Genomic DNA, 14006 nt, shown 5'->3' on the forward strand with positions numbered 1-14006 from the left:
CGACAAGCTCAGGAAGCCAGAGGGGGCGAAGGCCGCCCGACGCTTCAGCAAAGAATGAAAAGCCCTTCGCGAAGGTTAGCGGGTCGCCACCGCGGCGCGGATGCCGAAGATGTCGAGCGCGCGGCGCTGGCCGTCGATGTCGGGCACGATGGCGATGGTGCCGCCGCTGCCGGGATTTCCCTCGGGCAGATCCACCTCAAACAGATAATCGGAGCGCGTGGCGCCGACCACGTAGCGCGTCCGGCCGCAGCCGCCCAGCGAGCCGAAATGGCAGGAGATGGAGATCTGCGTCTCCTCGCCGTCCTGGGCGCGGGCATCGACGCTGAACATGGCGCGCTTGCCGGCCAGCGTTTCGAGGACGCCCTGTCCGACATCGAAGACGATTGCCGTGTCGGCGTCGCTGCTGATGCGGATCAGGGCGCCGCCCTCCTCCTGCATCACATCGGCGCTGGCGTTGCCGGGGGCGGCGACGGTCGTCGGATCGGTCGGCGAGAAAACGGTGATCCAGTTGCCGGTCGGGCGGCTGCCGCTCGGCGCATCGCCGGCATAGTCTTCCTCTTCCAGCCTCAACGGAGGATTGGGGACGCTGGTGTCGCGCTGTTCGCTGGACAGGAACAGCCCGCTGGTGATGCTCCACCACGCGCCGATGCCGAAGAAGGCGACCAGCGTGGCGACGAGGAACAGCATGGCAAAGGGCCGACGCTTCCGGGGCAGCGCGGCCCGGATGCGCCGGGCGTTTTCGCGGGCCGAGGGTCTGCGCGGGGCGGTACGCCGGTCCTCCGGCTCGAGGTGGGGGGAGAGGTCGGCGGCAACAGTCGGCGCGGCTCTTCTGCTGAGGGGAGGCATCGGCGCGGGGGCGGGCCGCGGCTCTGCCTGGGGGACGGGTGCAGCGGCCTGCCTGGCCGGCATGAACTCCGTTTCGATCTCGGTGATCTTGGCCTGCAGCCGCTCGCGCCGGACGCGCTTGGCGTCCTCGGCCATCTCGGTGCGTGCCGAAAGCGTGCGCTCCAGCGCCGAGAAGGCGGACCGATAGACCTTTTCGCGGAACGCCCGATCGCGGGCATCGCCCTTCTCGAACGCTTGTCTTATGGCTTTTTCTATCGCGTCCAAGGCGTGCCGCTTTCTCTACGCATGACCTCGTTCCATGGTTAACCGCTGGTGATGATGCAATCAACGGTGATAACAAGCTGTGAACAGGACCGTGCCGGCGATCGCCCGGACGCTCGCTGAGGCCGGTGAACCGGCGGCAAAATTGCCCGGGGAGGTTTTCCTCGGCAATGCTTTTGCTGTAGAAGCTTTGACGTTTACGAACACGTCAATTTAGAGAAAGGCCGTCGATGGCGCTTCCGGGAGTTTTCGAAACGTTGCGCTTGCCCGTCGTGGCGGCACCGCTCTTCATCATCTCGCACCCGCCGCTGGTCGCCGCCCAATGCAAGGCCGGCGTGGTCGGGTCCTTCCCGGCGCTCAACGCGCGGCCCAAGGAGCAGCTCGACGAGTGGCTTGCGGAGATCACCGAGGACCTTGCCGCGCACGATGCGCAGCATCCGCAGCGGCCGGCCGCTCCCTTTGCCGTCAACCAGATCGTGCACCGCTCCAACGACCGGCTGGAGCATGATCTGGGGATCTGCGTGAAATACAAGGTGCCGATCGTCATCACCTCGCTGGGGGCGGTCGAGGAAGTCAACCAGGCGGTCCATTCCTATGGCGGCATCGTGCTGCACGACATCATCCACGATCGCCATGCGCGCAAGGCGATCGACAAAGGGGCCGACGGGCTGATCGCGGTCGCCGCCGGCGCCGGCGGCCACGCCGGCACGCTCTCGCCATTCGCGCTGGTGCAGGAGATCCGCCAGTGGTTCGATGGCCCGCTGCTCCTGTCGGGCGCCATCGCCAATGGCGGCGCCATCCTGGCGGCAAGGGCGATGGGCGCCGACCTCGCCTATATCGGTTCGCCCTTCATCGCCACCCGTGAGGCGCGCGCGCCGGAGGGCTACAAGGAGATGATCGTCAATTCGCGCGCCGCCGACATCGTCTATTCGAACCTGTTCACCGGCGTGCACGGCAACTATCTCAAGGGCTCCATCGTCAATGCCGGGATGGATCCCGACAATCTTCCCGCATCGGATCCCTCGAAGATGAATTTCGGCTCCGCCGACGCCAAGGCGTGGCGCGACATCTGGGGCAGCGGGCAGGGCATCGGCGCGGTGACGGAGATCACCGATGTCGCCGCGCTGGTGGAGCGGCTTGCCGGCGAGTATGCGGCGGCGCAGGCGCGGCTCTGCGGATAGCCGGCAGTTCATGGTGTTGGAATCGGGCGAGAAGCTTGCAATACTCCGGCGATGACCTGAGGAAAGAAAGTATACTTTGAAATTTGAAGTATATTTTCTGAAATATTGCTGTACGGAGCCTCCGCGTGATCCTTTATGCCGACGAAAACCTGGAGCTGATCCATCGGCCGGGATCGTCTCCTTATCTTCTCGTGACCTTCAACGAGATGGAGATGAGCGCGAACGGCAGTCGCTTCTGGGGGCTGCGCTTCTGTGACAAGCTGGACATCGCCGCGCTCGGCTTCGTCAGCCGGCGGCCCAACTGGTTCCCCGCCGAGAGCGTTGTGAAGGCGGTCGCCGCGGCGGCACCGGTCCTGCGGCAGGCGCCGGAACGCATCCTCTACGGCCACTCCCAGGGCGGTTACGCGGCGTTGCGCTATCGCCGTCGCCTGGGCGCCAGCATCTCCATCGCCTTCTGCCCGCAGTTTTCCATCGACCCGGCCGCCGTCCCCTTCGATGGCCGTTTCGCACGCCATTTCTCGCCCGTCCTCAACGCCAATATGGGCATCGCGCCAGACCACGCGGCGGGGCGGGCCTATGTCTTCCACGACCCTTTTCACGCCGTCGACCGCCGGCATGCCGAGAAGATTGCGGCGCTGCAGGCCGAAACCCGCCTCCTGCGCGTGCCGATGACCGGGCACGGCACCGTCCGTGCCTTTGCCGGAACGGCGCGCGGCGTGTCGCTGATCGAAGCGTGCCGAGCGGACGACCTTGCGGGCCTGCGCCGGCTGGCGCGCGAGGTGCGGGTGGACGCGCCGATGCGCCCCTACCAGATCGCCATCACGGCGATTGCGCGTCATCCCGCCTGGGCCGATCGCCTCCACGCGCGGTTCGGTGCCGGCTTCTCGCCGGTCGAGCGGGTCAACTTCCTCTATCACCGGGCCAACCGCCACATCCGCGACGGCGAACTGGCGACGGCGCGCGACATGCTCTGCCAGGTTCTGGCGCTGCAGCCGGCCAATCTCGGCTTTGCCCGGCGCCTGGAGGAACTCGAAAGGCGCATCGCCAGCCCGCGCGCGGCGGCGTCCTGACGCGCCGCCGGCGTCCATTCCTGTGCACTGTCAGAAAACCGTCATCTGATCGACATCCGAGTTTCATCCGCACCCGTTAGCGATTTGGCGAGAAGGGCGCAAAGCCCGGTGGTCTGACCGAAGCAGACGGTACCCGTCGGTTTCGACAAGTCAGTCCACAAGCTGTCGATCCGTTGGGATCGACCACTGGGAGAGCCGGAAGGCGCTGAACGGGGAAGCCAGATGCTGGAAATCCATCAAGTCACCCGACGTTTCGGGTCGAACACGGCCGTGCGGGACGTGACGTTGGAAATCGAACAGGGTCAGATGGTCGGCGTGATCGGCCGCTCCGGCGCCGGCAAGTCGACCCTGTTGCGCATGATCAACCGCCTGATCGACCCTTCCGAAGGCTCGATCTCCTTTCAGGGACGGGAAGTGTCCTCGCTGAAGGGGGCGGCGCTGCGCCGCTGGCAGCGCGACTGCGCGATGATCTTCCAGCAGTTCAACCTGGTGCCGCGTCTCGACGTGCTGACCAACGTTCTGCTCGGGCGGCTCAACCACCGCTCGACGGTGCTCAACCTGATGAACATGTTCAGCCGCGCGGAGCGCATCCGCGCCATCGCCGCGCTCGAGCGGCTCGACATCGCCCAGACGGCGCTGCAGCGCGCCGGCACCCTGTCGGGCGGCCAGCAGCAGCGTGTGGCGATCGCCCGCGCCCTGATGCAGGAGCCGCAGATGATCCTCGCCGACGAGCCGATCGCCTCGCTCGATCCGCTGAACGCCAAGGTGGTGATGGATTCGCTGGCCGACATCAACGCCCGCGAGGGCATCACCGTCATCACCAACCTGCACACGCTCGACACGGCGCGCAGCTACTGCACGCGCATCATCGGCATGGCCAAGGGCGCGGTCGTCTTCGACGGTCCGCCCGCGGCGCTGACCCGCGAGGCGGTGCGCGTCATCTATGGCGGCGCGGACGGCACCGAACTGTCCGAGGCCATCACCTCGACCAGCATCTCCACGCCGTCGAGGCCCGTCAGGGCATCTTCCGGCCAGGCGGTGCCGGCGCTGGCCGCCGTCTAATGCCAGGGATCGTCTTGCCCGCGTAACGGGCCCAGCCATGTGCAGAACCCGCCGGCGGGGGCCGGCAAAAACAGGAGAGACGTCATGTTGAAGAAAGCTCTTATGGGCGCCGTCGCGCTCACCGCGTTGATGGTCGGCGCCGCGCAGGCCGAAGACCTGAAAGTGTTCCGCGTCGGCATTCTGGGCGGTGAAAACGAGGCCGACCGTCTGCGCAAGTTCGATTGTGTTGCCGAGACGCTGCCGAAGGCCATCGGCGTCGAGGAAGTCAAGCTGTTCCCCGCCGCCGATTACGACGGCGTGATCCAGGGCCTGCTCGGCGGCACGCTCGATTATGCCGAGCTTGGCGCTTCGGGCTATGCGAAGATCTATCTGGAAGACGCCAATGCCGTCGAGCCGATCCTCACCACGGTGCAGACCGACGGGTCGACCGGCTACCATTCGGTGATGGTGGCGCGCAAGGACTCCGGCTTGGCCAAGCTGGAAGATATGAAGGGCAAGAAGCTCGGCTTCGCCGACGCGGATTCCACCTCCGGATATCTGGTGCCGGTCGTGACGCTGCCGAAGGCCATCGGCGCCCCGGTGGAGCAGTTCTTCGGATCGACCGGCTTCGGCGGCGGCCATGAGAATCTGGTTCTCGAAGTGGTGAAGGGCACATTCGATGCCGGCACCACCTGGGCCTCCGGCGTCGGCGAATTCTCCGACGGCTACACCTCGGGCAACCTCCACAAGATGGTCGAGAAGGGCATCCTCGACATGGACGACCTCGTGGAACTGTGGAAGTCGCCGCTGATCCCGAACGGCCCGATCGTCGTGCGCACCTCCATGGACGGCGACATGAAGCAGGCCTTCAAGAAATACATGATGGAGATGCCGCAGAAGGATCCGGAGTGCTTCTCGGCGATCCAGGGCGGCGATTACAAGGGCTACACCGAGGTGACGCCGGCCTTCTACGAGCCGATCATCGACGCCCGTCGCTCCAAGATCGGCTCCTGATTTCAGCATTTACCAGACGCGCCGCCGGCTCACGCCGGCGGCGTTGTCGCACGGGCGCGCCTCATGACAGCAACGACCCATCCACCGCTTCTTTCCGAGGCCGGCCAGACCGTGGAGCGCCACTGGCGCGAGTTGGCCGGGCGGCGGCGTTTGTACACGATCGGCGGTCTCGCCTTCATGCTTCTGGCGATGGGCGGCTCCCTGTGGTTCGCCAACGATTCGAACGCCGGCAAGTTCTTCGACCGGCTGCCCTACTTGTTCGATTTCATCGGCCAGTTGATCCCGCGCGACGGCTGGGAGATCTGGCGTGCACTGTTCGACCTGCCCTCGCCCTATGATGATGGCAGCCTGAAATACAACTACCCGGACGGCCGCGTCTATTTCACCGAAACGCTCTACCTGCCCGAATATTTCTACAAGATGCTGGAGACCATCAACATCGCGCTGGTCTCGACGCTGGTCGGCTTCGGCCTCGGCTTCGTGCTGTGCTTCCTGGCCGCCTCGAACCTGACGACGCGGCGCTGGCTGCGCTTCTTCGTGCGCCGCTTCATGGAAGTGCTGCGCGCCTTCCCCGAGATCGTCATCGCCGGCTTCTTCCTGGCCGTGCTCACGCTCGGTGCCGTGCCGGCCATCATCGCCGTGTCGATCCACACCATCGGCGCGCTCGGCAAGATGTTCTTCGAGGTGGTGGAGAACGCCGACATGAAGGCCGAAGAGGGCCTGCGCGCGGCCGGCGCCAATTGGGTCGAGCGTGTGTGGTTCGCCATCGTGCCGCAGGTGATGCCGAACTTTCTGAGCTATGCGCTGCTGCGGCTGGAGATCAACGTGCGCGCCTCGACCATCATCGGCGCGGTGGGCGGCGGCGGCATCGGCGAGGCGCTGCGTCTGTCGATCAGCCGCACCCACGAGGCCAAGACGCTGGCGATCGTGCTCCTGCTGTTCTGCACCATCGTCGCCGTCGACCAGTTTTCGGCCTGGCTGCGGACGCGCATCGTCGGCAAGCAGGCCTTCGAATTCGGCCGGGGAGCATGACCATGACCGAAGCCGAGGCAAATGCCCTGGTGGCGCGCCACGCGGTGGTCTTCAACCGCCCGCTGATCGAGCGCCTGCGCGGACTGCTGATCCTGGCCGGCGTGTGCCTTTATCTCGTCTTCGCCTGGTGGCTGTTCGCGGTAGGCCAGGTGCTTGCGGGGGGCAACTGGGAGATCGCCGGCAGCTATCTCGCCGACTGGGTCTCCTATGAGGTGCGCCCCAACATCAAGTATGGCGAGGGAACCCTGGAGATTTCCTATCCGCGCTTCTCGCCTCTCGGCGACGATCCGAAGCCGGACTGGGTCGTGACGCAAACGGCGATGGTCGACCGCAAGCTCGGGGCCGGGGGCGGTGTCACGCAGGGCGCCGGCGCGACGAGCGATGCCGGTTTCCTGGGATCGCTCGAGGTAGCACCGGCGCCGAAGGAACAGGACAGCTTCCTCGGATCGATGGACGGACCGGCCCCAAGCGGCCCATCCGCAGCGGATCCCGTCCCGGACGCGCAATCGGGGACGGTTCGCGAGGAGGCCGTGGTCACCGCCGAGGTCTCGTACGGCGGCGAGACGCACATCCGCATCGAGCCGGGGCTGGTGACGGTGACGCATGGCGGCGAGACCCTGGTCCTAGACATCGACCGGAGGGAAGCGGTGACCGCGCGCGGCCCCTTGCCCGAATGGGCGAGCCAGCGCCAACCGGGCGCCAAGGTGATCGCCCGCTTCGGCTTTGCCGGGCGTGCCGAGATCGAGGACGACGAGGTGAAGGTGCGCCGACGGTTCCTCGGCTGGGAGAACTTCGTCTTCGACACGCGCTCGCCGTTCTGGGGAAAGCCGGCTTCAGAGGTGCTCGGCCTGATCGTCTCGGGAGAGCGCATCGATCCGGCCCGTTCCAACCTGGCGCTCGCCTGGGACAACATCCTGAACAACTCCGAATGGCAGCACGGCGATGTCTGGCTGAAGCTTCTGCAGACCATCGTCATGGCCTTTGCCGGCACGGTGCTCGCCTCGCTGCTCGCCTTCCCGCTCGCCTTCGCCGCGGCGCGCAACATCATGCCCAACAGGCTCGTCAACCATGTGCTGAAGCGCTTCTTCGATTTCCTGCGCTCGGTCGACATGCTGATCTGGGCGCTGTTCTTCACCCGCGCCTTCGGGCCGGGGCCGCTGGCCGGCGTCTCGGCGATTTTCTTCACCGACACCGGCACGTTCGGCAAGCTCTATTCGGAAGCGCTGGAGAACATCGACGACAAGCAGCGCGAGGGCGTCCGCTCGGTGGGCGCTTCCCCATCCGCGGTGCAGCGCTACGGCGTCGTTCCGCAGGTGCTGCCGGTGTTCCTGAGCCAGTCGCTCTATTTCTGGGAATCGAACACCCGCTCGGCGACGATCATCGGCGCGGTGGGCGCCGGCGGCATCGGCCTCAAGCTGTGGGAGGCGATGCGCACCAACCAGGACTGGGAGAACGTCGCCTATATGGTGATCCTGATCCTGCTCGTCGTCTTCGTCTTCGACAACATCTCCACGCTGCTGCGGCAAAGGCTGATCGGGACGCCGCGGCGCGCCTGATCTCACAGGAGCCAGGGACCGTACCGCGCCTGGATCAATCGTCTCGCGCGTCCGCGCCGATGACGCGAAGGCATTTCGCTGCTAATTTTTCCTGCCCTGCCAGAGGGATTCGTTTTTCTGTCATGCAAATCGCCTATTGCGTCGCGATCGGCGAGGAAAAAATCATGCGTTATGCGATTTACTTCACACCGGAACAGAACGACCCGCTGACGCGGGCAGCCGCGCGCTGGCTGGGCCGCGACGCCTTTACCGGCGAGCAGACCACGCCCGTCGAGGCCGGTCCGTTCACGGCCGCGGAGATTTCCTTCCACACGGCCGCGGCGCGCCGTTACGGTTTCCATGCGACGCTGAAGGCGCCGTTCCAACTCACCGGAGGCCAGACGGAGCAGGGGCTGATCGCGGCGCTCGCCAGCTTCTGCGAGCAAAGGGAGCCTGTACTGGTGCCGCGCGCCGTGCTGCGCCGCCTGGATGGCTTCTATGCCCTGGTGCCGGAAGAGCGCTCGGCGGACCTCGATGCCCTGGCCGGCGAGATCGTCAGGGAATTCGAGCCTTTCCGCGCGCCGCTGAGCGCCGAGGAGATCGAGCGGCGCAATCCACAGAGCCTTTCCCCGGCGCAACTCAAAAATCTCCACAAATGGGGCTATCCTTACGTTTTCGAGGAATTCCGGTTCCACATGACCCTGACCGGCCGCGTGCCGCAGAACGAAGCGGCGCGGATGGAGCGCGCCATCGAGGCGTTTTTCGGCCCGCTCCTGTCGGAACCTTTGGAGATCGGATCGCTTGCCCTGTTCGTGGAGCCCGAGCCGGGCGCACCTTTCCAGGTGAGATCCTTCCACGAACTCGGCTGGACCAAGACAAGAAAGACCGCCTGAGAATGAGCAGTGAACTGATCCTGAGAAATGCCCGCATCGTCCTGCCCGACGAGATCGTCGAGGGCAGCGTGGTGGTCCGCGACGGACGGATCGCCGAGATTTCCGCGGGCGCCGGAACGGTCGGCGAGGACCTTGGGGGCGACTACCTGCTGCCCGGCCTTGTCGAGTTGCACACCGACCATCTCGAACGCCACTACGCACCGCGCCCCAAGGTACGCTGGAACCCGATCGCCGCGGTGCTTGCCCATGACGCGCAGATCGCCGCATCCGGCATCACCACCGTGTTCGACGCGCTGCGCATTGGCCTCGACGAGGACAGCGACCTGGAAGCGCGCGAGATGCGTGACCTCGGCAATGCGATCGAGAGCAGCCTGGAGGCGGGGCGGCTGCGCGCCGACCACTTCCTGCACCTGCGCTGCGAGGTTTCGGCGCCCGATTGCCTCGAAGGCTTCGAGCTCTTCAAGGGCGACGGCCGGGTGAAGCTCGCCTCGCTGATGGACCATTCGCCGGGCCAGCGCCAGTTCACCCGTATCGAGACCTATGAGATGTACTACCGCGGCAAGACCGGTATGAGCGAGGAGCAGTTCCGCGCCTTCTGCGAGCGGCGCATGGAGCAGTCGCGCACCCACTCCGCCGTCAACCGCGAGGCCATCGCGCAGATGTGCGGTGCGCGCGGCATCGTGCTGGCGAGCCACGACGATGCAACGCTGGAACACGTGGACGAGGCGGCGATCCAGGGCGTGCGCGTCGCCGAGTTCCCGACCACCGCCGAGGCCGCGAAGGCCTCGCGCGAGGCGGGCATGCAGGTGCTGATGGGGGCGCCCAACGTGGTGCGCGGCGGCTCGCATTCCGGCAACGTGTCGGCGCGCAGCCTGGCGGAGGGCGGCACGCTCGACATCCTGTCGTCCGACTACATTCCCTTCAGCCTCGTGCAGGCCGCCTTTGCGCTCGGCGAGACGGTGGATCACATCTCGCTGCCTCAGGCGGTTGCCATGGTGTCGAAGAATCCCGCCGAGGCCGTCGGCCTCGGCGACCGCGGGATCATCGAGGCCGGTCGGCGCGCCGACCTGATCCGTGTCCGGGTCGACGAGCATGTGCCAATCGTCCGGTCCGTCTGGCGCGAAGGGACGCGGGTGGCATGAGGGCTTCCGCGACGCTTGAGCGGGTCATCGAGGAACAGGATTTCCCGATCCGTCATGGCGTCTTCATTGCTGTGGCCGGTCCCTCCGGTGCCGGCAAGGATTCCGTGATGGAGTATGCACGGCAGCGGCTGGGGCCGGCCGACAGCGACGTCGTGTTCGTGCGCCGCACGATCACGCGGGCGAAGGACGGGGCGGGCGAGGATCACGATTGCCTGACGGATGCCGCGTTCGAGAAGGCGAAGGCCGAAGGACGCTTCGCCGTCAGCTGGGAAGCGAACGGCTTGAAATACGCACTGCCGGGAAGCGTCGATGCTGCGGTGCGCGAGGGACACGTGGCGGTGGCGAATGTCTCGCGCTCCGTCATCCCCGCGCTGCGCGAGCGCTACGGCAACGTGATCGCGGTCGTGATCACCGCCGAACGCGATGTTCTGGCCGATCGCCTGTCGCGGCGCGGCCGCGAAACGCGCACAGAGGTTCTGGAGCGGCTGGAGCGGGCCGATGCGAAGGAACTGGCGGTCGCGGACGCCACGGTGATCGACAATTCCGGCGCGTTGCAGGAGGCCGGCGAGCGCTTCCAGGCCGTTCTGCGCCGTGCAATCGCCTGGAGCGCGGTGAGCGATTCCGTTTGAGGATTTTCATCCCGGAGGGCCTCGGGACTCCGGGATGAGGTCGGGATGCGTCGCGCTATTCCGCCTCGTCGGCGGAGCCGGCGTTGAGCTGGCCGTATTTGGCTTCGCCGATCTTGTCGAGAAGCTCGAGCTGGGTCTCGAGGAAGTCGATGTGGCCTTCCTCGTCCGCCAGGAGCTCCTCGAAGAGCTTCATGGAGACGTAGTCGCCAGCGCCGTGGCAGACGTCGCGCGACTTCTTGTAGGAATCGCGGGCGTCATATTCGCCGGCCAAATCCGCCTCCAGCACTTCCTTGACGTTCTGGCCGATCTTCAGCGGACCGACGGACTGCAGGTTGGGATGCCCTTCGAGGAAGATGATGCGCTCGACCAGCTTGTCCGCGTGATGCATTTCCTCGATGGATTCGGCGCGCTCCTTGGCGGCCAGCTTGGTGTATCCCCAATCCTCGAGCAGGCGATAGTGCAGCCAGTACTGGTTGACCGCGCCAAGTTCGAGAAAGAGCGCTTCGTTAAGCCGCTCGATGACCTTTTTGTCGCCTTTCATGCATTCTGCTCCCGTACCGCTCGCGCAAGGCGCGAACCTGATCAAGGTAGGTCACGATCTCGGCGCCTTCGGAGCCGCTGTGACGGTGGTGGTACTCTTCGGTTACCCGGATGATCGTTTCCACCACATTTGGGAAGCAGCCGCAACAGCGACCACGTTTCGATAGCGTATGGTAAACCTTCGCGGGGACGATGAGCTGCCATGCATCTTCGTCGAGAAGCGAGACGATCGTCTCCTCGATCTCCTTCTGGGTGATCAGGTTGCACTGGCAGACAAGCATGGCGCGTCGGTCTCTCCGGTCGGAACGGGCACGCGCCCCGACCTGAGCCGAAAACCATCGAACTGGAAGCTTGTCCGTCAAGAGCCTTATCCCTGCCCGCCAGAAAATCGGCATGTCGCGTGGCAGAAGGCTGGCGACGAGGCGTCCGGTGATCGAATGGGGTAAAGGCCCAGGCATCTGTGGACGCATCCCGTGGATGCAGGCGCAATGAAACCGATTGTTCTCCCGCCTGTCAATAAAAACATGACAACGATGTTCAGGGAAAACTGCGGCGTGATGGCGCGGTCTTATGCCTCGTATTTCTCGAGGAATGCCTCGGCCGCCAGCGCACGGAAATCGTCGAGCGCCGCGCGCAGGCGCTGGTGATCCCAGTCCCACCAGGCGAGCGCCTGATAGCGCTCTGCCGTGCGCCTGTCGAAGCGCTCGCGGATCGGCCTGGCGGGCACGCCGCCGACAATGGTGTAGGGCGCGACGTCCTTCGAGACCACCGCTCCCGCGCCGATCACCGCACCGTCGCCGACGGTGACGCCGGGAAGCAGCGTCGAGCCGTGGCCGAGCCAGGTGTCGTGGCCGACCCGCACCTTGTTGACGTGCCGCCAGTCGAAGAAGTCCTCGTCGTCCCCGGCGTCCGGCCAGTAGTCGCAGGACCTGTAGGTGAAATGGTGCAGCGTCGGCCGCCAGGTCGGATGGTTGGTGGCGTTGATGCGCACGGCAGCGGCGATGTTGGAGAACTTGCCGATCTCCGCACACCAGACCCCGCCGTCCTGCATGATGTAGGAATAGTCGCCGAGCACGGTTTCGTGGATGCGGCAGCGCTCGGCGATCTCGGTGTAGCGGCCGAGCGTGGAGCCGGACACTTCGGCCGTCGGGTGGATGGAGGGCTTTTCGGAGAGCTGCTTCATGCGGCCTGCCTTTCGGGCGCGAACCGCGTCACATCGATGATGCGGTCGGCGACCGTCTCGCGTACGTCCTGATCGTGGAAGATGCCGAGAAGGGCGACGCCGGCGGCCTTCTTCTCGGCGATCATGGCGATGACGATCTCGCGATTGGCCCTGTCGAGGGAGGCGGTGGGCTCGTCGAGCAGCAGGACCGGGTGGTCGGTGATGAAGCCGCGCGCGATGTTGACGCGCTGCTGCTCGCCGCCGGAGAAGGTGGCCGGCGGCAATGCCCAGAGCCGTTCGGGCAGGTTGAGGCGGGCGAGCAGCGTCTGCGCCTTGCCGCGCGCGCCGGCAAGATCCTCGCCGCGCGCGATCAGCGGCTCGGCGACCACGTCGCGCGCCGACACCCGCGGCACGGCTCTGAGGAACTGGCTGACATAGCCGATCGTATCGCGCCGCACGGCGATGACGGTGCGCGGATCAGCGGCGGCAAGGTTCACCAGATTACCGCCATGGCTGACGATGATCTGGCCGCTGTCGACGGCATAGCTGCCATAGATCATCTTGAGGATCGAGCTCTTGCCGGCGCCGGACGGCCCGCCCAGCACGGCGCATTCGCCGGCGGCGAGCGAGAAGGCGACATCGTTCACCACCGGCAGGCGTATGCCGCCCTGAAGATGCATGGTGAAGCTCTTGCAGACTTCGGAGACGACGAGGGGCGTTGCCATGGTCACACCTGGAGGATGGAGGAGACGAGAAGCTGCGTGTAAGGCGCCTGCGGATCGTCGAGCACCCGGTCGGTCAGTCCGCTTTCAACCACGTGGCCGTCCTTCATGACGATCATGCGGTGCGACAGGAGGCGTGCCACGGCGAGATCGTGGGTGACGACGATGGCCGACAGCCCAAGCTCGTGGACCAGGCCGCGCAGCAGGTCGAGGAGGCGCGCCTGCACCGAGACGTCGAGCCCGCCCGTCGGCTCGTCCATGAAGACGAGGCGCGGCTGGGTGACGAGGTTGCGGGCGATCTGCAGGCGCTGGCGCATGCCGCCGGAAAAAGCCCGCGGCTGATCGTCGACGCGGTCCTCGGCGATCTCGACACGGCCGAGCCAGTCGGTCGCCGCGGCGCGGATGCGGCCGTAATGGCGCTCGCCGACGGCCATCAGCCGCTCGCCGACATTGGCCCCGGCCGACACCGTCATGCGCAGCCCGTCGGCCGGGTTCTGGTGCACGAAGCCCCAGTCGGTGCGCATGAGGAAGCGCCGCTCGGCCTCGCTCATCCGGTAGAGATCGTGGAAGGCGCCGTCGCGCATGCGGTAGGAGACGGTGCCGGAGGTCGGCATCAGCCGGGTCGACAGGCAGTTGAGCAACGTCGTCTTGCCGGAACCCGACTCGCCGACCACCGCCAGCACCTCGCCGGGCCACAGGTCGAAGGAGATGTCTTCGCAGCCGATGCGATTGCCGTAGAATTTCGAGACGGAGCGTACGCGCAGAAGCGGTTCGTTGGTGGAATCGTGGGTGGCTGTCATGGGATCATCCTGCGGATTCTGTCGCCGTTGCACTGCCCCTCACCCTTACCCTCTCCCCGTGAACGGGGAGAGGGAGGCGCCAACGTTGCGGCCGGCTTCCCCTTCTCCCCGCCCGCGGGGAGAAGGTGGCCCGAAGGG

At 66.0% G+C, this 14006-nt stretch carries 15 protein-coding genes; 9 read left to right on the plus strand and 6 right to left on the minus strand.

The genetic code is table 11. From position 1 onward, the window contains the following. Positions 1-75: 75 nt before the first annotated feature. Complete coding sequence (locus NUU27_RS14900) at positions 76-1110, minus strand: DUF4449 domain-containing protein (protein ID WP_257762915.1); 1035 nt, start codon at positions 1108-1110, stop codon at positions 76-78. Between the two features lie 227 nt (positions 1111-1337). Between NUU27_RS14900 and NUU27_RS14905 the strand changes: the two genes are divergently transcribed. From NUU27_RS14905 to phnN, 9 genes are all read left to right on the plus strand, one after another. After that, a complete protein-coding gene (locus NUU27_RS14905; RefSeq protein WP_257762916.1) occupies positions 1338-2288 on the plus strand; it encodes a nitronate monooxygenase family protein in 951 nt (316 codons plus the stop codon). 125 nt (positions 2289-2413) lie between these two features. Then, complete coding sequence (locus NUU27_RS14910; RefSeq protein ID WP_257762917.1) at positions 2414-3358, plus strand: hypothetical protein; 945 nt, start codon at positions 2414-2416, stop codon at positions 3356-3358. Positions 3359-3580: 222 nt separating this feature from the next. Beyond that, complete coding sequence (phnC, locus tag NUU27_RS14915; RefSeq protein WP_257762918.1) at positions 3581-4420, plus strand: phosphonate ABC transporter ATP-binding protein; 840 nt, start codon at positions 3581-3583, stop codon at positions 4418-4420. 84 nt (positions 4421-4504) lie between these two features. After that, positions 4505-5413: a phosphonate ABC transporter substrate-binding protein gene (gene phnD, locus NUU27_RS14920; protein ID WP_257762919.1), complete on the plus strand. Its 909-nt coding sequence runs from the start codon at positions 4505-4507 to the stop codon at positions 5411-5413. A 63-nt stretch (positions 5414-5476) separates the two neighbouring features. Further along, a complete protein-coding gene (gene phnE, locus NUU27_RS14925; RefSeq protein WP_257762920.1) occupies positions 5477-6445 on the plus strand; it encodes a phosphonate ABC transporter, permease protein PhnE in 969 nt (322 codons plus the stop codon). A gap of 2 nt (positions 6446-6447) precedes the next feature. Further along, entirely contained in the window at positions 6448-8001 is a 1554-nt protein-coding gene (gene phnE, locus NUU27_RS14930; RefSeq protein ID WP_257762921.1) for a phosphonate ABC transporter, permease protein PhnE, read from the plus strand. Positions 8002-8165: 164 nt separating this feature from the next. Continuing rightward, positions 8166-8873 carry a DUF1045 domain-containing protein gene (locus NUU27_RS14935; RefSeq protein ID WP_257762922.1) on the plus strand — a complete coding sequence of 236 codons (708 nt, stop codon included), beginning with the start codon at positions 8166-8168 and terminating at the stop codon, positions 8871-8873. Positions 8874-8875: 2 nt separating this feature from the next. Beyond that, the gene (locus NUU27_RS14940) at positions 8876-10015 is read left to right on the plus strand and encodes an alpha-D-ribose 1-methylphosphonate 5-triphosphate diphosphatase (RefSeq protein ID WP_257762923.1); all 1140 of its coding nucleotides are present in this window, start codon (positions 8876-8878) and stop codon (positions 10013-10015) included. After that, complete coding sequence (gene phnN / locus NUU27_RS14945; RefSeq protein WP_257762924.1) at positions 10012-10644, plus strand: phosphonate metabolism protein/1,5-bisphosphokinase (PRPP-forming) PhnN; 633 nt, start codon at positions 10012-10014, stop codon at positions 10642-10644. Before NUU27_RS14940 ends, phnN begins: the two co-directional genes overlap by 4 nt. Positions 10645-10699: 55 nt before the next feature. Here phnN and bfr read toward each other — a convergent pair whose 3' ends face one another. The 5 genes from bfr to phnK all read right to left on the minus strand — a co-directional run bounded on the left by bfr (position 10700) and on the right by phnK (position 13868). Next, complete coding sequence (bfr, locus tag NUU27_RS14950) at positions 10700-11185, minus strand: bacterioferritin (protein ID WP_257762925.1); 486 nt, start codon at positions 11183-11185, stop codon at positions 10700-10702. Next, on the minus strand, positions 11151-11465 hold the full coding sequence (locus NUU27_RS14955) for a (2Fe-2S)-binding protein (protein ID WP_257762930.1): 315 nt from the start codon (positions 11463-11465) through the stop codon (positions 11151-11153). Before NUU27_RS14955 ends, bfr begins: the two co-directional genes overlap by 35 nt. A 287-nt stretch (positions 11466-11752) precedes the next feature. Next, positions 11753-12367 (minus strand): DapH/DapD/GlmU-related protein, encoded by a 615-nt coding sequence (locus tag NUU27_RS14960; protein WP_257762926.1) that lies wholly within the window; start codon positions 12365-12367, stop codon positions 11753-11755. Then, a complete protein-coding gene (gene phnL, locus NUU27_RS14965) occupies positions 12364-13071 on the minus strand; it encodes a phosphonate C-P lyase system protein PhnL (protein ID WP_257762927.1) in 708 nt (235 codons plus the stop codon). The genes NUU27_RS14960 and phnL overlap by 4 nt, the downstream gene beginning before the upstream one ends. Positions 13072-13073: 2 nt before the next feature. After that, a complete protein-coding gene (phnK, locus tag NUU27_RS14970; protein ID WP_257762928.1) occupies positions 13074-13868 on the minus strand; it encodes a phosphonate C-P lyase system protein PhnK in 795 nt (264 codons plus the stop codon). Positions 13869-14006 lie beyond the last annotated feature (138 nt).

The sequence above is a fragment of the Nitratireductor sp. ZSWI3 genome, assembly GCF_024655565.1.
Lineage (GTDB): Bacteria > Pseudomonadota > Alphaproteobacteria > Rhizobiales > Rhizobiaceae > Nitratireductor.